Source organism: Anaerospora sp. (assembly GCF_032013335.1).
Lineage (GTDB): Bacteria > Bacillota > Negativicutes > Sporomusales > DSM-15969 > Anaerospora.
In genome coordinates this window covers 40,943-60,678 of record NZ_DALZUO010000027.1, presented here as the reverse complement: position 1 = coordinate 60,678, position 19,736 = coordinate 40,943, and the positions used below count along the sequence as shown (strand labels likewise).

Annotated in this window: 15 protein-coding genes and 1 other annotated feature; of the genes, 3 read left to right on the top strand and 12 right to left on the bottom strand. The window is 44.7% G+C overall.

Features of this window, described 5'->3' with window-relative positions; genetic code table 11:
• Nucleotides 1-25 precede the first annotated feature (25 nt).
• From RTR76_RS17430 to RTR76_RS17380, 11 genes are all read right to left on the bottom strand, one after another.
• On the bottom strand, nucleotides 26-1,741 hold the full coding sequence (locus RTR76_RS17430; RefSeq protein ID WP_312523134.1) for a methyl-accepting chemotaxis protein: 1,716 nt from the start codon (nucleotides 1,739-1,741) through the stop codon (nucleotides 26-28).
• A 198-nt stretch (nucleotides 1,742-1,939) separates the two neighbouring features.
• Entirely contained in the window at nucleotides 1,940-5,455 is a 3,516-nt protein-coding gene (gene nifJ / locus RTR76_RS17425; protein WP_312523132.1) for a pyruvate:ferredoxin (flavodoxin) oxidoreductase, read from the bottom strand.
• Nucleotides 5,456-5,539: 84 nt separating this feature from the next.
• On the bottom strand, nucleotides 5,540-6,928 hold the full coding sequence (locus RTR76_RS17420) for an amino acid permease (RefSeq protein ID WP_312523130.1): 1,389 nt from the start codon (nucleotides 6,926-6,928) through the stop codon (nucleotides 5,540-5,542).
• Between the two features lie 21 nt (nucleotides 6,929-6,949).
• Complete coding sequence (gene ilvA / locus RTR76_RS17415) at nucleotides 6,950-8,158, bottom strand: threonine ammonia-lyase (RefSeq protein ID WP_312523128.1); 1,209 nt, start codon at nucleotides 8,156-8,158, stop codon at nucleotides 6,950-6,952.
• A gap of 266 nt (nucleotides 8,159-8,424) precedes the next feature.
• Nucleotides 8,425-9,084 carry a PAS domain-containing protein gene (locus RTR76_RS17410; RefSeq protein WP_312523126.1) on the bottom strand — a complete coding sequence of 220 codons (660 nt, stop codon included), beginning with the start codon at nucleotides 9,082-9,084 and terminating at the stop codon, nucleotides 8,425-8,427.
• Nucleotides 9,085-9,269: 185 nt separating this feature from the next.
• Nucleotides 9,270-9,764, bottom strand: coding sequence for a hypothetical protein (locus tag RTR76_RS17405; RefSeq protein ID WP_312523123.1), 495 nt, complete (start codon nucleotides 9,762-9,764; stop codon nucleotides 9,270-9,272).
• A gap of 158 nt (nucleotides 9,765-9,922) precedes the next feature.
• On the bottom strand, nucleotides 9,923-10,984 hold the full coding sequence (gene recA / locus RTR76_RS17400; protein WP_396145402.1) for a recombinase RecA: 1,062 nt from the start codon (nucleotides 10,982-10,984) through the stop codon (nucleotides 9,923-9,925).
• Nucleotides 10,985-11,144: 160 nt separating this feature from the next.
• A complete protein-coding gene (locus tag RTR76_RS17395) occupies nucleotides 11,145-12,008 on the bottom strand; it encodes a 2-oxoacid:ferredoxin oxidoreductase subunit beta (RefSeq protein WP_312523118.1) in 864 nt (287 codons plus the stop codon).
• The gene (locus tag RTR76_RS17390; RefSeq protein ID WP_312523117.1) at nucleotides 12,005-13,762 is read right to left on the bottom strand and encodes a 2-oxoacid:acceptor oxidoreductase subunit alpha; all 1,758 of its coding nucleotides are present in this window, start codon (nucleotides 13,760-13,762) and stop codon (nucleotides 12,005-12,007) included. Before RTR76_RS17390 ends, RTR76_RS17395 begins: the two co-directional genes overlap by 4 nt.
• Before the next feature lie 336 nt (nucleotides 13,763-14,098).
• A complete protein-coding gene (locus RTR76_RS17385) occupies nucleotides 14,099-15,061 on the bottom strand; it encodes a bile acid:sodium symporter family protein (protein WP_396145398.1) in 963 nt (320 codons plus the stop codon).
• Nucleotides 15,062-15,125: 64 nt separating this feature from the next.
• Nucleotides 15,126-15,382, bottom strand: a binding site (T-box leader).
• Between the two features lie 120 nt (nucleotides 15,383-15,502).
• Nucleotides 15,503-15,841: a hypothetical protein gene (locus RTR76_RS17380; RefSeq protein WP_312523113.1), complete on the bottom strand. Its 339-nt coding sequence runs from the start codon at nucleotides 15,839-15,841 to the stop codon at nucleotides 15,503-15,505.
• Between the two features lie 180 nt (nucleotides 15,842-16,021).
• Between RTR76_RS17380 and RTR76_RS17375 the strand changes: the two genes are divergently transcribed.
• Both RTR76_RS17375 and RTR76_RS17370 read left to right on the top strand, forming a co-directional pair.
• Nucleotides 16,022-16,606, top strand: coding sequence for a helix-turn-helix domain-containing protein (locus tag RTR76_RS17375; protein ID WP_312523108.1), 585 nt, complete (start codon nucleotides 16,022-16,024; stop codon nucleotides 16,604-16,606).
• A 59-nt stretch (nucleotides 16,607-16,665) separates the two neighbouring features.
• Nucleotides 16,666-17,394: a flavodoxin family protein gene (locus RTR76_RS17370; RefSeq protein WP_312523106.1), complete on the top strand. Its 729-nt coding sequence runs from the start codon at nucleotides 16,666-16,668 to the stop codon at nucleotides 17,392-17,394.
• Between the two features lie 76 nt (nucleotides 17,395-17,470).
• On the opposite strand, the gene RTR76_RS17365 is transcribed toward RTR76_RS17370, so the two are convergent.
• A complete protein-coding gene (locus RTR76_RS17365; protein WP_312523104.1) occupies nucleotides 17,471-18,835 on the bottom strand; it encodes an FAD-binding oxidoreductase in 1,365 nt (454 codons plus the stop codon).
• 275 nt (nucleotides 18,836-19,110) lie between these two features.
• Between RTR76_RS17365 and RTR76_RS17360 the strand changes: the two genes are divergently transcribed.
• Nucleotides 19,111-19,725: a methyltransferase gene (locus tag RTR76_RS17360; protein ID WP_312523102.1), complete on the top strand. Its 615-nt coding sequence runs from the start codon at nucleotides 19,111-19,113 to the stop codon at nucleotides 19,723-19,725.
• Nucleotides 19,726-19,736: the final 11 nt, after the last annotated feature.

Genomic DNA, 19,736 nt, shown 5'->3' with positions numbered 1-19,736 from the left:
TCATCGCGAGCGTAGCGTGGCGATCTTATATCCGGAATTTACTTACATCGTCCTGCAGGTTAACAGCAAGATGCGATAAGGATTGGCTCGCAGAGGCAACCTCTTCCATAGAAGCTGCTTGTTCTTCGGTTGCGGCCGATACGGTCTGCGCTTCGGCAGATGCTGTTTTACTCAATTCATTGATCTCATTGACCGAATTGACAATCTGCCCACTGCCTGCAGCAATATGTTCAATTGCAACAGAAATTTCTTTTGTTTGATTAGATCCTTTGAGAATCATGGCTACGATCTCCTGGAAGGCAACTCCGGAGGCATTGACAACTTCCGCTCCGAGTTTCACTTCCCGGGTACCGGCATTCATAGCGCTGACAGCCTTGTCGGTATCACCTTGAATTTCGCTGATCAAAGTGGCAATTTGTTTCGCAGCATTTTGCGATTGTTCGGCAAGCTTGCGCACCTCTTCCGCAACTACCGCAAAGCCACGGCCTTGTTCACCGGCACGTGCCGCTTCAATTGCCGCATTTAAAGCCAATAGGTTAGTTTGACCGGCAATACCGGAAATAGTATCAACAATTTGACCAATTTCTTTCGAACGTTCTCCTAATTGGGCTACTACCTGTGCAGAAGCAGTGACCGTTTGTTCAATGCTGGCCATTTGTGTTACTGCTTTATTTACCGATTGAGTTCCTTCATTTGCCTTGTCAGCAGCCTGCGCTGTTTGCACAGCAACTTCGTTAGCGTTAGTAACGATCTGCTGAATAGTCTCTGACATTTGCTGTACGACAACAGAAGTATCGTCCGCAGCCCGCAGCTGCAGCTCCGCGCCTCGTGCTACTTCAGTAATGGATCCGGCAACCTGGCTGGCAGCTTGAGCCGACTGTTCGGCACTGGCTGTCAACTCTTCTGAAGAAGCCGCCAGTTGTTCGGCCGAGTTGTTTATATTTTTCATCAGATTACGAAGTTGATTTCTCATTTGAATCAACGAATCAGATAATTGACCAAACTCATCTTTTCTAATCAGTTTTTGCTGTTTTTCCCGGAAGTCTCCGGCAGACAGTTCACCGCAAAAGACTACCATAACCTGTAGGGCATTTGTAATTGCCCGGGTAATAACGAGGCCGGTTGCAGCCAGCAGTACAATACAAGTCAGCAAGACAACAGTAGTAATTTGCGTGGCTGTTGTAAAGGCAGCTTTATTAGCGCTGTTAATCTTATTAGCCCGCTCTGTGGCATATTGAGAAAGATCCATACATTTGTTCAGTGCAGCAGTTTCTAAAGGTGCTACCTGTGAAAGATACATGGCATAGGCTTCGGCATTTTTATTCTGCGCAGCTAACTCAAGTGCTGCTGTGCGAGCTTCACGATATGTTTTCATCGCTGCCCTAAGGTCTTCTATTTTTTGTTTTTCTTTATCATCCAAATTGGTTTTTTCAATCAGAGCCATATTTGCATTAAAGTTTTTAGCGCGATCACTAATTAGCGTACGAAGTTCGTCCATCTTTTTTGCATCTGTTGTGAGCATCAGCTCCAGCACAGCCGCGCTGACTTTATTGATGTGCGCCTGATTTTCATTAATGAGCATGACCGGTATCAGATTGTCAGCAAATAGAGCATCCATATCCGCACTAGCCTTGTGCAGATAGTGATAACCGGTGTATCCAATAATGCCGAGTGAAATAATCGATATAAGAACGAGAACACCTAATTTTAGACTAACCTTAAGATTGTTAAAAAAATTCACTTTCGATCCCCTTTAAATTGTAATTTTTTCCCTCCTCATTTCGACATTATTCGATAATTTTCCTGTTTTTCTTCGAAAATAATTATAAATATTTCTAAAGAAATGCATTTAGAATATAATAACAATTCTTTCTTATCAGAAAAAGGCCAGGTAAAGCAGCAGTTACTAGCTACTGATTTACCTGGCTTCTTTGAACATCTATTGACTGGCTAATCTTTTATAGGTATTCAATCTAGCTTTAGCATCTTGCTCCGTTTTTTGGAATAACGCCTCAGCTGTCTCAGGGAACTGCTTCTTCAAGGAGGAGTACCGTACTTCCCCCATCAAGAACTCCCTAAACTCCATGGTCGGTTCTTTGGAATCTATAATAAACGGATTTTTACCACTGGCTTCAAGCTGTGGATTGTACCGGTATAAGGCCCAGTAGCCGCTGTCTACGGCCCGCTTGGCTTCTAGCTGACTGCAGCCCATCCCCACTTTCATACCATGATTGATGCAGGGAGCATAGGCAATAATCAACGATGGTCCCGGATATGCTTCTGCCTCAGCAATCGCCTTTAAGGTCTGATTTTTGTCAGCTCCCATTGCAATTTGGGCAACATAGACATAGCCATAACTCATGGCGATCATGCCAAGATCTTTTTTCTTAGTATGCTTGCCGCTTGCAGCAAATTTAGCAATTGCAGCTGTCGGTGTTGCTTTAGAGGACTGGCCTCCCGTATTGGAGTACACCTCCGTATCGAGCACCAAAACATTTACGTTTTCTCCTGAAGCTAATACATGGTCTAAGCCGCCGAAACCAATGTCATACGCCCAGCCGTCGCCGCCAAAGATCCATTGGGATCTCTTTACTAGAAAATCTCTGTTTTGATAGATTTCCCGGAGCAGCGGCTCACTGTCTTGTATAGCTTCGAGCGCTGCAATCAGTTTATCCGCCCTGGCACGGGACCCTTCACTATTTTCCCGATTGACCAGCCACTCTTCACAGACGGCCGTAAAGTTTTGTCCGTAATTGAGCTTACAGGCAGCCTCAATATCCATAGCCAGTTTTTCCCGGATTTGACTGACGCCCAGCAGCATTCCCAGGCCAAATTCGGCATTATCTTCAAACAATGAATTCCCCCAGGCCGGGCCGTGACCACGCTCATTCTTGGTGTATGGTACAGATGGAGCGCTGCCGGCATAAACGGAAGAACAGCCAGTAGCATTGGCGATCATCATCCTGTCACCATATAATTGGGTCACAAGCTTCGTATATGGCGTTTGTCCACAGCCAGCGCAGGCACCGGAAAACTCCAGCAGCGGCTGTTCAAACTGACTGCCTTTTACCGTAAAGGGGTTCATGGGATTAGGTTTAGCAGCTAATGACATGGCATAATCCCATAACTGCACTCCCGATAATTGCGTAGCCAACGGTTTCATGACCAGCGCTTTTTCCTTAGAAGGACAGATTTGTGCACAATTACCGCAGCCAGTGCAATCAAGGGGAGAAACGGCAATTCTGAAGCTATACTCTTTTGCTCCTATTGCAGCTTTAGCAGCAAAGCCCGCCGGTGCAGACTGTATTTCCGGTTCCGTTACTAATACGGGCCTGATTGCGGCATGAGGGCAAACATAGGCGCATTGATTGCATTGAATGCAATTGTCCTTATTCCATTCCGGTACATCAATGGCAATGCCCCTTTTTTCATAGGACGACGTTCCGAGCGGGAATGTGCCGTTCTCCATGCCGATAAAAGCGCTTACCGGCAGTTTGTCACCTTCCTGGCGATTCATCGGAACAAGAATTTGTTCAATAAACGCCGGTACATCACGTGTGGCGGCAGCTTGATCATAAGCCTCCCGCCAAACTTCAGGTACCTGGACTTTTATAATCGCACCTATCCCCTGATCAATAGCCGCATTGTTCATATCAACAATTGCTTTTCCTTTATTGCCATACGAATGCTCAACTGCCTCTTTGAGGTAACTGACAGCCTCCTCTACAGGGATGATGTCGGCCAGCTTAAAGAAAGCGGCTTGCATAATCATATTAATCCGGCCGCCTAAGCCTATATCCTGGGCAATTTTCACAGCATCGATCGTGTAAAAACGGATGCTATTTTCTGCAATATAGCGCTTCATAGCAGCAGGCAGTTTTTCAGTAAGCTCTGTTTCACTCCAGGTACAGTTCAGGAGAAAAACTCCGGACGCTTTCAAACCTTCGAGGACATCATATTTGTCAACATAGGATTGATTATGACAGGCAATAAAATCGGCTTTATTAATTAGGTAAGGTGATTTTATTGGCTGCCGGCCAAAGCGTAAATGTGAAATGGTGACACCGCCCGACTTTTTAGAGTCGTAGGCAAAATATCCTTGGGCATACATACTGGTATGATCGCCGATGATTTTAATTGCATTTTTATTAGCACCAACAGTTCCATCTGAACCTAGTCCCCAAAACTTACAAGCTTTAGTCCCGCTGGGAGTAGTGTCTATATCTTTTCCCAGTGGCAGCGAAGTGTGATTGACGTCATCAATTATGCCAACGGTAAAGTTATCCCGGGGACGTTCTTGCTTCAAATTCTCGAACACAGCCTCAATATGTCCCGGTAATACATCCTTACCGCCAACACCGCACCGGCCGCCAACAATAACCGGCTGCCAGTCCTTCCCGTAGAAAACAGATTTTACATCCAGGTAAAGCGGCTCAGCCAAGGCCCCCATTTCTTTCGTTCTGTCCAGTACGGCAATTTTTTGTACAGTGCGGGGGATGTATTTGAAGAAATGCTCAACAGAGAATGGCCGGTAGAGATGGACGGTCAGCAAGCCGACTTTCTCGCCATTCGCATTCAGATGATCTACCATTTCTTCAATCGCCTCACACATTGAGCCCATGGCGATAATCATTCTGTCGGCATCTTCTGCGCCATAATAATTAAATAAGTGATATTCCCTGCCGGTGAGTTTACTGATTTCGCTCATATAGCCTTCAACGATTTCCGGCAGTTCCCGGTAGAACCGGTTGGATACTTCCCGTTGTTGGAAATGAATGTCTGAATTCTGGACTGTCCCCCGCAAAACAGGATGATCGGGGTTAAGTGCATCACGCCTAAACGAATCAAGTGCCGAACGATCAAGCAGCTGCGCTAATTCCTCATACTCGAGAACTTCTACTTTCTGTACTTCATGGGAAGTACGGAAACCATCAAAAAAGTTCAGGAAAGGGACTCTCCCCTTAATAGCTGACAAATGAGCCACTGCCGCCAAATCCATTACTTGCTGCACGCTGCTTTCGGCCAGCAGGGCAAAACCGGTTTGTCTTGTGGCCATAACATCCGAGTGATCGCCAAAAATATTAATGGCATTGGCACCAACTACCCGGGAGCTTACATGAAATACACCAGGCAGCAATTCACCGGCAATTTTATACATATTGGGGATCATTAACAGCAAACCCTGCGACGCCGTATAGGTTGTCGTCAATGCTCCGGCTTGCAGGGAACCGTGAACAGCACCTGCCGCCCCGCCCTCAGATTGCATTTCCACAACTTTTACGGTCTGGCCGAAAATATTTTTTCTTCCCTGAGATACCCACTCATCCACACTTTCAGCCATATTGGACGACGGCGTAATTGGAAAAATAGCAGCTACATCGGTAAATGCATAAGAAATGTGAGCTGCTGCCGTATTTCCATCCATCGTCTTCATTTTTCTCTTTAAATTGCCCATACCATTCTCCCCATTAATCAATATTTAAGACTCTCCGGCTACGTATAAGGAGCGTACCCGGAGAGCTTACCTTCAGAAAGTGCGTTATTTATCTTGCTCTACTATTTGTTTTGCCGCCTGTTTTTTCCCAATACCTGTACCAAAATAAACAGCTGTGATGATTGCGCAGAATACGGCTCCAGCAATCAAGCCGCCCCGCGTATCTTCATTAAACCACATACCAACTAGCACGCACAACAAAAATACAATGGTGAAATAGTTGCTAATAGGATATAACGGAGATTTAAAAGGATGAGCAGCCATTTCTTCCTTGCCCCATTTTTCCCGGAACTTCAGTTGGCTGATACACAAGACAAACCAGGGAGCCATACCGGGTAAAATACTGGCACTGTAGATATAGACAAATAGTTTGGAGTCAGGATAAATGTAGTTAAAGAATACGCCCAGCAATAAGCAAGCAATCGTTACTTTAATGCTATTGGCAGGCACTCCGCTAGGGGAAACCTTCTTGAAAAATGCCGGAGCCTGTCCATTTGCAGCTAAGGTATACAGCATTCTGCCTGCACTATATATCCCGCTGTTGCAGCCCGACATGGCTGCGGTAAGAACAACGAAATTAATGATGCCTGCGGCTGCGGCAATCCCGACTTTCGCAAAGGTCAGTACAAATGGACTGCCAATGGTTCCCACTTGGTTCCAGGGATAGATAGAAACAATAACAAAAATGGCACCGATGTAAAAAATCAGGATGCGCCAGATAATATTTTTCGTAGCCTTACGCAAGCTGTTTCTCGGATCTTCCGCCTCACCTGCAGTAATGCCGACTAGTTCGACCCCTTGATAAGAGGCAGTGACAAGACAAAGTGCAAACAGGAAGCCCTGCCAGCCACCGGCAAAAAAACCGCCATGTTCATACAGATTGCCAATTCCTAGTGGCTGCCCTGCGTTGCCTACTCCAAAAAATACGATTCCAAAACCAACAACCAGCATAATGATAATTGTAACTACTTTAATAAGTGCAAACCAAAACTCGAATTCGCCGTAATACTTAACAGCAGCCAAATTAGCTGCAGCAACGATAGCAACACCGATTAAGGCAGGTATCCACTGGGCCAAATCCGGAAACCAGTAGTTCATATAAATGCCAATTGCCGTAACCTCCGACATCCCTACTGTGACCCACAAAAACCAATAGCACCAGGCAGTTATATAGCCAGCCCATGGGCTGATATACTTATGACCATAAGTCGCAAAGGAACCGGTGACCGGCTCTAGATATAGCATTTCTCCCATAATGCGCATAACAAAGAACATCACAAGACCAGCTAATGCATAAGCAAGTAATACGGATGGCCCTGCCCACTTAATTGTACTTGCCGACCCCATAAACAACCCGACCCCAATTGTTCCGCCCAAGGCTATTAGCTCAATATGGCGGGCTTTAAGTCCACGGGTCAGCTCTCGTTCTTCCATATTCTGTGTCCCTCCTGCTCGTTATACAATTTTTACGCAATACTGATGTTGCTCCATAAGCTCTTTAATTGCAACTAGATGATCCTGATCAGCTGTTTCCAGTTCTAATTGAACTGCAGCATTCCCCAGGGCAACTCCGCCGGTTTCCCGGTCATGGGTAACAGTCAGCACATTTGCACCTGTTTCGGCTGTCAGCTTCAATAACTGCCACAAAGAGCCCGGTTTGTCGGGAATAACAATATTAAATATTGCTTTGCGGCCCGATTTTGCTAACCCTTTATTGATAATTCGAGCCATCATGTTCACATCGATATTACCACCGCTGACAATTGCCGCAATCTTCTTGTTTTCAAATACTTCCAGTCGGTTTAAAACTGCCGCAACGGCAGCAGCCCCCGCCCCTTCAGAAATCGTTTTAATCCGTTCCATCATCAATAGGATCGTACTGGCGATTTCTTCTTCATCAACTGTTACAATATCGTCAACATAGCGCTGCACCAATTCAAAGGTTATTTCACCGGGCGTTTTTACTGCAATACCATCAGCGATTGTCGGGCAGCCGTTGCAAGTCATAATTCTCTTATTGGCAATTGCTTCAGCCATCGAAGGCATATTTTTTGTCTGTACGCCGATAACTTTTACATTTGGCCTAAGGTTTTTAATTGCTACGGCAATACCTGCAATTAAACCACCGCCGCCAATCGGCACAACTACGGCTTCCACATCAGGCAGATCCTCCAGTATTTCCAGAGCAATTGTCCCCTGACCGGCAATAACCATGGGATCATTAAATGGATGGATAAAAGTAAGCTGTTTTTCTTCTTGAATGCGGCGTGCCTCTGCATAGGCTTCATCATAAACGCTGCCGTGAAGAATAACCTGGGCTCCATAAGCACGAGTAGCCTTTACTTTTGACAGGGGTGCATTTTTCGGCATCACAATGGCAGTTGGAATACCAAACAGAGTCCCCCCCAGTGCGGTTCCCTGGGCATGGTTTCCTGCTGATGAAGCAATAATCCCCATTCTCCTCTCGGCTTCACTTAAATTCGCAACCTTATTATAGGCGCCGCGCAGCTTAAATGAACCGGTGCGCTGTTGATTTTCCAGCTTTAAATAAACTCGATTACCCGTCATATCACTTAACGTATTGGTGTAAGCCAGTTCTGTCCGGCAAACTACCCCAGCCAGCGTTTCCCGGGCTTTTTTTATTTCTTCTAGTGAGACATTCATTTCAGCATCTCCTTATTGATTGTAGCTGCAATCTCCTGTCGACAACAGCATCGCCGGGAGATCCGTGGCTTTCTCTACCGTGTATTTTTCTTGCCCCCACCTCCACACGAGAATTGAGAATTTCTTATTATATTCAGGGCAGTTACCTGCCTCAAATACGCCTATCTTAAAAACCCATCACATTTCCGGTAAATCCTTATCACGATAACTTTTTATTATTACAAGAATACAAAAAAAATAGGTAAAATCAATAAGCACATGTTTTCTTATTTGCCGGAGAGATAGCGATAAATTGTACTTTCTGAGGCTTGCAGGGTACTGGCCACCTTTGTGATGGCTCCTTTTATTTTAAAAACACCATTTGCATTTAATTTTTGAACAATCGATATTTTTTCATTGATCGACATTCTTTCTACCGGCATATCGTACTCGCCGACGATTTTATCTATTGCTGAGTCAGCTACGTTCTCAATTGAGGTCTGCAGCGATTCTACTACTTTCTCCTCTTCCGCCGCAACGGCTCCGGCAATGGAATGATTGGCAACCAAGGCATTAATCAGCTTGTCTGCTAAATTATTTACAGCCATACCATCTGGTGACAATAAGATATTCACACACAGCATACCAATTAATTCGCTGTTTTCATTTTTAATAAAATAGGTAGATGACCGCAGTTTTTCTCCACTCGCAGTACGGCTCAAATAGTTCACAATTGCACTTTGATGAATATAGGATTTCTTTTCGAGCAGTTCCAGTCCGAGATCGGTTAATGGACAGCCAATCTGCCGCCCACTGATATAACCATTGCGAATTGCAATGACAGAGTTTTGCACATCCACAACGTCATGCAAAAGAACTTCACAATTGGGACCAATAATATCTGCAATAAAATTCACTAGTGGAATGTATGTTTCGAGTAGTTTCATTACTATGCTCCTTGTATTGTCAGAATTTATTTTACCTTTAGAATATTATACAATTAATAATTAATTCCTTCTTTTATGATAAAAAATTTTTACTATGACGTAAAAAAAATAAAAAGCCTCCACTTATTAGCGATCTAAAGCGCTCTAAGTGGAGGTTTACATTCATTACTCTATATTTTTAAGAGTTAGAACTTTAAGGTTGCACCAATTGCTATTTCATCCTTGTCTGGACCATGGTCAGGCATAAAATTGGTATATGTAGCATTAAGGTCAAGGTTAGAAGCTAAGCGATAGCTGGCACCTGCCTGCAGTTCATTAAACTTGTCACCGGCTATTATTGAAGCGTGACCATTAAGCTGCGGCGCTAACGGTCCTTGCAGTCCGAGACCAAGATAAACGGCTGAATCACGATAATCAAAATCGCGGTTGCCAATTATCCCTCTGAGGTTGCCCGTAAACTCATATTGACCATAAACATCTTTCATATCGCCATAATAATCGCGGTCAATGGATTGATACCCTAGAGTAAAGCGGTCACTTAATTTATGTTCAATGTAAAATGCATCTCCACTTAACCCTATTGCCGTTTGCTCATTATCCAAGTTGTTGAGCGGAGCGGCAAAGCTTGTACCTGCGCTTAGAATAACGAATGCTCCTGCCAAAAGTAACCCTTTTTTCATTGTAAAAACCTCCAAGACTTTGTTATTGTTCATTAAGCATTACCTTAATGAACGTAACGGAATTATTTACCTATAATTACTATATCGTATCATTTTTAGAATTTCTTTAGAATTTCTAATATTTTTTTACTCCAATTGTTGGTAATTTTCATATCTTGTTATAACGCAAGATCCGAATCAAGCTCCTCTTCCTCTACCACATCATCTAACCCTACCTCAATCGGCAGTGCTGCTTTTCCAGCTACCAGCAGCTCGCGGATTTTGCCTTCAATTTCATCGGCAACTTGTTTGTTATCTTTAAGGAAATCTTTCGCGTTTTCTTTGCCCTGTCCCATACGAATGCCGCCATAGGAATACCAGGTTCCGCTTTTAGCAACAATATCCATGCTTGAAGCAATATCAACAATACTGCCTTCCCGCGAAACACCACGACCATACATAATATCAAATTCAGCTGTCCGAAAGGGTGGAGCAATCTTATTCTTAACTACTTTCACCTTGGTTCGATTGCCGATAACATCATTGCCTGACTTGATTGCCTCGCCCTTACGAACCTCCATACGAATACTAGCATAAAATTTTAAAGCTCTGCCGCCGGTAGTCGTTTCCGGATTACCAAACATAACGCCTACTTTTTCCCGTATCTGATTAATAAAAATAGTCGTTGTTCTTGATTTGCTGATAATACCGGTAAGTTTTCGCAGTGCCTGAGACATGAGCCGGGCATGAAGGCCTACATGAGAATCTCCCATCTCTCCTTCAATTTCCGCACGGGGTACAAGAGCAGCAACAGAGTCAATAACCACAATATCAATCGCTCCACTGCGCACTAAGGCTTCGGCAATTTCTAACGCTTGCTCGCCGTTATCCGGCTGGGATATGAGAAGCTCATCCGTATTAACCCCCAGCGCTTTGGCATATACCGGATCAAGAGCATGCTCTGCATCAATAAAGGCTGCAATGCCGCCCAGCTTTTGAGCCTCGGCAATCATATGAAGTGCAACAGTTGTTTTACCGGATGACTCAGGTCCGTATATTTCTATTACACGCCCTCTCGGCACACCACCAACGCCCAACGCAATGTCAAGTGCTAACGCTCCCGTAGGCATTACCTCTATGTTCATTTTAGCGGCAGCTTCCCCAAGCTTCATAATGGAGCCTTCACCGTAATCTTTTCTGACTTGCTTTAGTGCATTTTCAAGAGCCTTTTCTTTTGTCATCCCCGGTTTGTTCAATCCAAATTCTTTCTCTGCCATAATACCCTCCGCCCAGAACGTTTGTTTGTATTAACTATATCACAGAACGTTTGTTCTTGTAAATAGATAAACAACTACCCTCCTGCAGTTTTTTTACAGAAAGGTAGTTGCTACAGACTCCTGTTTAGCGGAATTCATCCAGCAGTTGCTGCAACTGGCTTATCTCAGGCCTGCCAGCGGCCTGGCACAAAGGCGTAGCAGCGAATGCTGTCGCGGTTTGATAATCAGCCCGCTCGTCACTCCGGTATACAAGACCGGTGACCAATCCTTTATGTTCCATAACCGTCGTCATTGCCTGTATGCGATTGCCTGGATCATAGCCATCAATAGATGAAAGGCTGGTAATGTTCTGTCTGTACCAGTCGTAGGTATTGTGCCTGTTGAAGGTAACACAGGGACTAAAAACATTGATAAATGCAAAGCCTTTATGAGCCATTCCCTGTTCAATCAATGCAGTTAATTCGGCCAGATTCAGGGAAAAACCCTGCGCAATAAACGTCGCACCTGCCGCCAGAGCGGTTTCCAGCGCAGCGAGCGGCGCATCTACTGCTCCATGAGGAGTCGACTTTGTTTGAAAACCGATATCACTTCGCGGTGAAGTCTGCCCTTTTGTCAGTCCATAGACATGATTATCCATGACAATGTAGGTAATATCCATGTTACGCCGGATAGCATGAATGGTATGGCCAAGGCCGATGGCAAAAGCGTCGCCGTCACCGCTGCAGGCAATGACCTTTAGGTCGCGGTTGCCCATCTTAATCCCCTGCGCCACCGGCAGTGCTCTCCCGTGCAGTGCATGAAATCCATAGGCGTAAAGATAACCGGAAATGCGGCCGGAACAGCCGATCCCGGAGACTATTGACAGTTGATGGGGCTTTAGGCCGGCATTAGCAACAGCCTGCTGAATCGCATTCTGAATGCCGAAATGACCACAGCCCGGGCACCAGTTTGGTTTGATACCATTTTTAAAATCGGCGGCATTACTCATACTAAAGCCTCCCTGCAAGCTTGATAAACCTGCGCCGGACGCAGGATGTCACCATCGTATTTGAGAAGACTGCGAATATCGTGTCCTCCCCCCACTTGCATGCGGATAAGAGCTGCCAGTTGAGCAGTAGCATTATGATCGACAACCAATATCCGAGCCGCCGTGCTGAGCAAGGGAAATAAACATGTACTTGGCAGCGGATGCAGCAGCCGCAGGTGGATATGGTTGACACGATATCCATCTGCAAGCAGAGACACAAGTGCCTCCTCAATGGCTCCCCGGCTCGCACCGGTACCAATCACTAGCAGCTCACAGTGCTCAAATGGAGCTTGCGCATAAAAAGGCACAGGAAAACGAACAGCCAGATCTTTTAACTTATTTAACCGCTTATCCATCTGGACAATGCGATTGGCAGGTGCCTCTGCAGGCTTGCCGACAGAATCATGTTCAAGACCTGTGACCAGGTACATACCATTTTCTGTACCAGGCAGCACCCGGGCAGAAATGCCGGTTACCGAAGGCTCAAACCGCTTAAAATAGGCATTGGTTTTAAGCGGCGCTAAATCACCTGCAGTCAGAATGCTTCCCCGCCTGACAGTCACCTGCTCAAGGTTCGGCGGCTCCATCGTTTGTTTGCAGAGCGATAATTGCAAATCACTTAGTAAAATTACGGGACATTGGTATTCCTCAGCTAAATTAAAAGCCTCTACCGTATCGGTGAAAGCTTCGGCTGCAGTACCGGGAGCAATCACTATTTTTGCCGCGTCGCCATGGGTTCCGAAAACGGCTGCAAGGATGTCGGATTGCTCATGCTTTGTCGGTAGTCCGGTACTGGGACCACCGCGCTGGGTATCAATCACTACTAGCGGAGTTTCCGTCATAGCAGCCAGACCGATGCCTTCCTGCATCAAGGAAAACCCCGGCCCTGAAGTTGCAGTGAAGGCTCTGGCCCCGGCATGATTAGCACCGATAGCCATGGTACAGGCGGCTATTTCATCCTCAGTCTGAATAACTGCACCTCCAAATTGCGGCAGTTTTTCAATCATGTATTCCATAATTTCCGAAGCCGGCGTAATTGGATACGCTGCCATAAAATTCGCCCCTGCTGCCAGTGCACCAAGTGCAATGGCCTCATTTCCCAGCATAAAAAGACGTTCGCCCGGCTGCGGCCGGGGCAATGGGCAGCAATTGATCAGATGAGAGCCGTACTCCCTGATAAAATCAAACCCGCCTTGCAGCGCCTTTAAATTGTTGTCCAGAACCTCAGGCTTCTTCGCAAAGGCAGCAGCAATAACCCCAGCGAAATCGGCTGGAGTCACTCCGATAAGTGCAGCCGTCGCTCCAAGGGCAACACTGTTTTTCATGAGCGGCGAGCCATGGCCAGCCGCAATCTCCGTAAGGGGCAAAATAAACAGCTCCGGCATATCCAGCGCTTGCTGCAATACGGGCCGGAATTTAGCATCAGCCAGAATAACGCCAGACCGGTTCATTTCATGAATGTTAGCAGCAATCGTTTCCTGATCGAAAGCAACCAAGATGTTGAGTTCATCGGTTACAGTGCCAACGGGGCTTTTACTAATACGTATTTTGTAATGGGTATGGCCACCTTTGATCCGGGACGAGAAATGACGGTGCCCATATAAATAATAGCCCAACTGGTTAAGAGCGGTGGCAAATCTGTCACCGGCACTTTCAATGCCTTCTCCCTGCTGACCGCCAACTGTCCAGGAGATATCGGCTGCGGTCTTTTTCAACGTCAATCCCTCCTCTGCTTATGACTTACAATTTCCAGAATAATCAGCCCAATTCCTGCTAACTGCACCTTACCAATAAAAGATAAAGGACCTGCAGCGCTCTTTTATATAACGTTGCAGGTCCTTTATCTTTTTTATTTGCAGTCGCCCGTCCTAGGAGCAACAGCCACATACTTTCTCAATTTGGACAAAACAGGCAGTACGATAACGGCTGCTACACCAATCTGTACGAGATTACCGGGAAAATCCATGCCAAGCCCTCCCGCCAAAGTGCCAAACTTGCGTTTTTATAAAATGGCACCCCCTAGCGTATCACGATCAAATTTCTTCGCTACTTCATGCCAAGACTTTTGCTTCAGCATCCGGTGCTTCTGCTTTTGACTTATTTCCCCAATAGCTGGCTAGCAGACTCCCTGTCATATACTCCCAAACCGTCATCACTGCACCTGGTAAAGCTGCCATAGGATCCAAATGTGCCAATGCCAAAGCTACAGCAAGACCTGAGTTTTCCATACCGATTTCAAATGTAACTGCCCAGGACTTTTTCTCATTCATACCAACAGCTTTACCGGCATAGTAACCTAAAACAAGGCCGGCAATATTATGAATAGCTACAGCTACACAGAGTACAAGTGCCATTGTTGCCATTTTTGCTGCATTTAAGGCGACTACAGACGACATAATTGTAATGATAAATATGACCGATACAGCCGGAACTACTTTAATCAATTTATCTACTATTTTTGGAGCTGCCGTATGCAAGGCAACGCCAATGCTGATCGGGATTAAAACAATTTTTACAATATCCAGTAACAGGGCACCAATATCAATAGGAATCATCGAGCCTGCCAGAAAAGCAAAAATATAAGTGGTAAGTACCGGTGCCAGGATTGTATTCACACTGGAAACGGTGATCGATAACGCCGTATCGCCTTTTGCGATGTACGTCATAACGTTCGATCCTGTACCGCTCGGGCAGGCTCCCAAAAGTACCATACCAGCAGCCAACGCCGGTGACAGATCCAGCATCTTAGCTACGCCAAAACCGACAAGAGGCATAATCAAGTACCGGAAAAATACGCCATAGAACACATCTTTCGGACGGGTCAACACTAAGCGAAAATCTTCAAGAGACATCGTAAGTCCCATTCCCAGCATAATAATTCCCAGCATATACGAGATATACTTGCCAACAGGCTTAAACGGCTCTGGGTTATAAAAAGCAATAACCGAAATTACGATCACCCACAACGTCATATACTTGCAGATAAATTGAGCCAGCTTCTCTAATAGTTTCATAATCCATCCTCCTAAAATGATAAATCTCAATCAAAAAACCCCTTGCCCTTTAAGTCAATAGACTTAAAGGGGCAAGAGGCAAGTTTCTCGCGGTACCACCCTTTTTACAGATATGAAAATATCTGCATCTCTCATCAGGTCTAACAACCCTAGCAGAATAACGACTGCACTCCTTGCGGAGCCGAGACCGGCGCAGCTTACTTCTTACGATTCAGCCTTGCTGTTCAGGAGTGATTCTTGTATTTCTAGCGTTGCCGGTTCGCACCAACCACCGGTTCTCTGAAACGTTCAAAATACAACGTTCTCCCTCATCACATTTACACATTATATAGTTTCAGTAGGAACATTTATTTCTTCCAAATATACATCATTGTTTTTGAATTGTCAACATGTAACAATTATATTTGCATTATGCCAACTAACGCCGGCCTATTAATGTAACTACTCCTCTGGAGACTCTTTCGGCTTTTTTACCTTTGTACGAAGAGTCGAAATCGCCATATGGACTCCCGTCAATGTAAGCAGTACCAAGCTTATGGCCGTTAGATCTACGAGCCAGGTAAACTTCATATTTCCCACTATTCCTTTGTGAAAATTTTTGGCTAAGCCGAAACTGCCAGCCGGTGGATGATGCCCGCCTTGTTGAAATTCGGCAGGTGGAGCCCCCTGACCAACTATGCCCGGTTCGGCTAATAGTAAGCCCGTAAGCGCCTCAATTAGAATAAAAATAGCAAAGATTAAACCAATATACATGTGAATCTTACGCGAAAACAGATACAATACCTTCACCTCCATTATATTCTTGCTACCGCATTATCTGACGACGTTTTATTTGTAATTATGCTCCCCCATAATTGATCCTATCCGCATCACTCATACTCTGATTTTCCTTCAGACTCTACGGATCGTTTATTGATAGTATTTTTTTTATAGTCTAAACTAAGTTCTGAGGTGATACTGATGAATTGCGAAAAAATCGGCCAGCTAATTTATCGTTTACGAAAAGAAAAAGATATGACTCAAAAGCAGATCGCCGATCTCATGAATATCAGCGATAAAACAATAAGCAAGTGGGAACGTGGCCTGGGCTGTCCGGATGTGTCATTGCTTCCGGAATTGTCACAAATACTTGGCATTAATATTGAAGAAATCTTATTGGGAAAAATAGTACTAAATGAAACAGTAGGAGGAAATATGAAAAAGATTCAATTTTATATATGCCCCCAGTGCGGAAATCTAATCACAGCAACAGGAGATGCTACCATTTCCTGCTGCTCAAAGAGAATGGAACCATTAGCTGCGACAAAAGCCGGCCAAGACCATCAACTGGATATTGAGCCTATAGAAGATGAGCTTTATGTTACTTCAACACATGAAATGAAAAAAGATCATTTTATCTCTTTTGCTGCCTATGTTACAGGTGATAAGGTCTTTATTGTAAAGCAATATCCAGAATGGAATTTGCAATTCCGCTTCCATCGCCTTGGACACGGCAAGCTTTATTTTCATTGCGTAGAACACGGGCTATTTTATCAACTGGTTTAAGCAGGTAGATTAAAGGTCGGCCAGCTAATAAAATGCCGCAAGAGGAGAGGAGCATAAAAATGAAGATTGTATTGGTCAATGGAAGCCCTAAAGGCAGAAACAGCAACACGCACATCATGGCAGAAGCCTTTTTGCAAGGCGCTCAGGAAGCGGACGCAAAGACGGTAAATATATTCTTGGCAGAAAAGGATATCCGGTACTGCCGCGGTTGTTTTTCCTGCTGGCTCAAAACGCCGGGACAGTGTATTATCGCAGATGATATGCAGCCTATTCTGACTGAAGTAGACGGGGCCGACGTCCTAGTATTGGCCAGTCCACTGTATTTCGACACCATTTCCGGTATGCTGAAGGTGTTTATGGATCGAATGATCGTCAAAGGCGATCCTCATTTCAGCAAAACGGACTCCGGTGAATCACGGCACTGGAAAAATCCAGATAAGAAGCTTCCCTGCCTGCTGATGATGTCAAACTGTGGTTTTCCGGAACGGTCCCATTTCCAGGCACTGTCACACTGGGTCCAGCGTGCAGCCTTAAATATGCAGACGGAGCTGCTAGGTGAAATCTACGCAGCGCAGGGTGGACTGCTGTCTATGGAGCTGCCCCCAGTGAAATCCTATCTACAATGGGTCAAAAAAGCTGGTTATGAAATCGGGCTGGGGCAAGCATTATCGGACGAAACAAAGCAGGCACTGGAACAGTCATTTCTGCCTGATGACGTGTATATACGAAATGCCAATCAGCATTTCGACAATACGCTTGCAGAAAACAACCTTAATAGGAATCGGTAAAAATTAAATTGACAAAAAATCCTGCAGAAAAACTTTCTGCAGGATTTTTTATTAATTCTTTCTTAACACCACTAGTTTAGTCACGCTCCCCGGAGCCCCAGCCTGCCGGTGGAATACTTTGCGGATGATTAAATACGTTCTCAGGATCATATTTTTCTTTTATTCTGCGCAGTCTGGCAAAATTGGCTCCGTAATACGCCCGCCCGAAGTCCTCAATATACTCATCTGGAACATTTACATAAGATCCTTCAACAAAGGGTTCTAACTGCTCACGTGTTCTCTCTACCATCGCAATGTTGCGACGGGCATCAGAATCTTCACTCCAAGAGGAGTTCCACTCTAAATAATATTTTGGTCCCCGCCAAAAAAATGCAGTCTCTTCAGGAGAAATCCTGGCAGCGGCACCACCCCAGTTTAGAAAGAAAAACCCCGCTTCGGTTCCGGTCGACGCTTCGAGGAAGCGGCGCATAATTTTAACTGCCTCGCAGGGCAACAGATCATATGCCCAGGCCGATGAGAATTTAGTACTCTGATCGGATCTTCCCGGAATCGGTTCATCAGGTATTAAATATTCAACAGCATCCGGATAGTCTAGTGTTTCAATGTATACCGTCGGAGAGCCCGCACTGGTCAAAGGCTCCAATAAGCAAGTCAGTTCTTGCTTAGAACCAAGAAATAGTCCTTGTGCATGCAGCAAGCCATTTACCTGACTTAACGCTTCCATATATGTGCCTAATCGTTTGTCAACAAAAGGTGCCCAGTTTTGCCATGCCTCAAAAACAATTTCCAATTGCTCCCATGGCCAAATAAGCTGGAATACGGTTGCTTTGGCAGGGGCATTGTGCACCTTAAATTTGTATGCTGTATTAATTCCAAAATTACCGCCGCCACCACCACGGGTTGCCCACAACAAGTCCGAATTCTTCCACTCGTCAGCATAGATAACGCATCCCTCATAGTTAACCATTTCTACTCCCACGAGATTGTCACTAACAAGACCAATTGACCGCAGCAGCAGTCCGATCCCTCCACCTGCCGTGATTCCGCCGATACCGACTGTCGGACTGTCGCCAAAGGGAGCCATGTAGCCTTGTTTCGCCAGCCATTTTACAAGAGGCCCTACATGGACACCGGTTTGGACGACAGCCTCTTCCTCTTCCTCATTCATCCACACCTGATCCATACTGCTTACATCAATGACAATCCCACCTTTTACTACAGAAAGATTTTTATCTAGAGCATGACGTCCACTGCGAGTCCGAATGGGGACGCAATTTTCTTGCGCCCATTTTACAGCATTACTGACATCTTCTGTACAGCGTGCAAAAACAAATACGAGCGGGAATGTGTCAACATATGGATTCCAATTTTTACAGGCCTGATCGTAACCTAGTTCTCCTCTGAAAATAACTCGCCCGGTTAACTGCGTTTTTCCTTTCATCGTTATCACTCCTATCTTTAACTCTATAGACCATGTTCGTTAACTATTGCAAAAAAACATCCATCATCTTATGATATGGTATTATGTCTTCATATGTTCCTGTCAGCCGTGAAACGCACGTAAAAAAACCTCCACTCAACAGATACAGACTTTGACCCCTGTATCCATCCAGCGCAGGCTTACATTGTCTTGAAAAAGATAACTGAATGAAGCTATACTGATAAGTAGTTATTTCGGCTATTATGGAACGCGCTTTTGAAAAGAAAGGAACAATAATGGATGAACAATATTATGAAAAGCTACTAAATATAACAACTGGGGGAGAACAAAAAAGATTTAATGAATCACCTCACTATAACAGATATGAGCCAACCTCCTACTCTGTATTAGAAATATTAACTAAGCAATATACTTTTACAGCAGATGATCATGTCGTTGATTTCGGCTGCGGTAAAGGCAGGCTTAACTTTTACATCAATTACTTCTTTGATTCCACAGTCACAGGGGTAGAAATGAATTCCTTCTTCTATAAGCAGGCTGTTCATAATCAACAAGAATATCTCCAAAAACAGAAAAAGAAAACAAATAAAATACATTTCATCAACACCTTAGCGGAAGATTATCCGATTAGCCCCAAAGATAATAAATTTTACTTTTTCAACCCTTTTTCCTTACAAATATTTACGAAGGTTATCAACACTATTTTGCTGTCAACAAAAGATCGGCAAAGAACAGTAGACATTATCTTGTATTATCCGTCCTACGATTTTTTATGTTTTTTGGAAAACCATACTCCTTTTACGCTTTTCAATACCATAAACTTTCCTAACGATCGTGACCCTCGCCAAAGCTTTTCTATTTATAGGCTAGAGCGCACTATACGAACATGAATTTTTTCTTG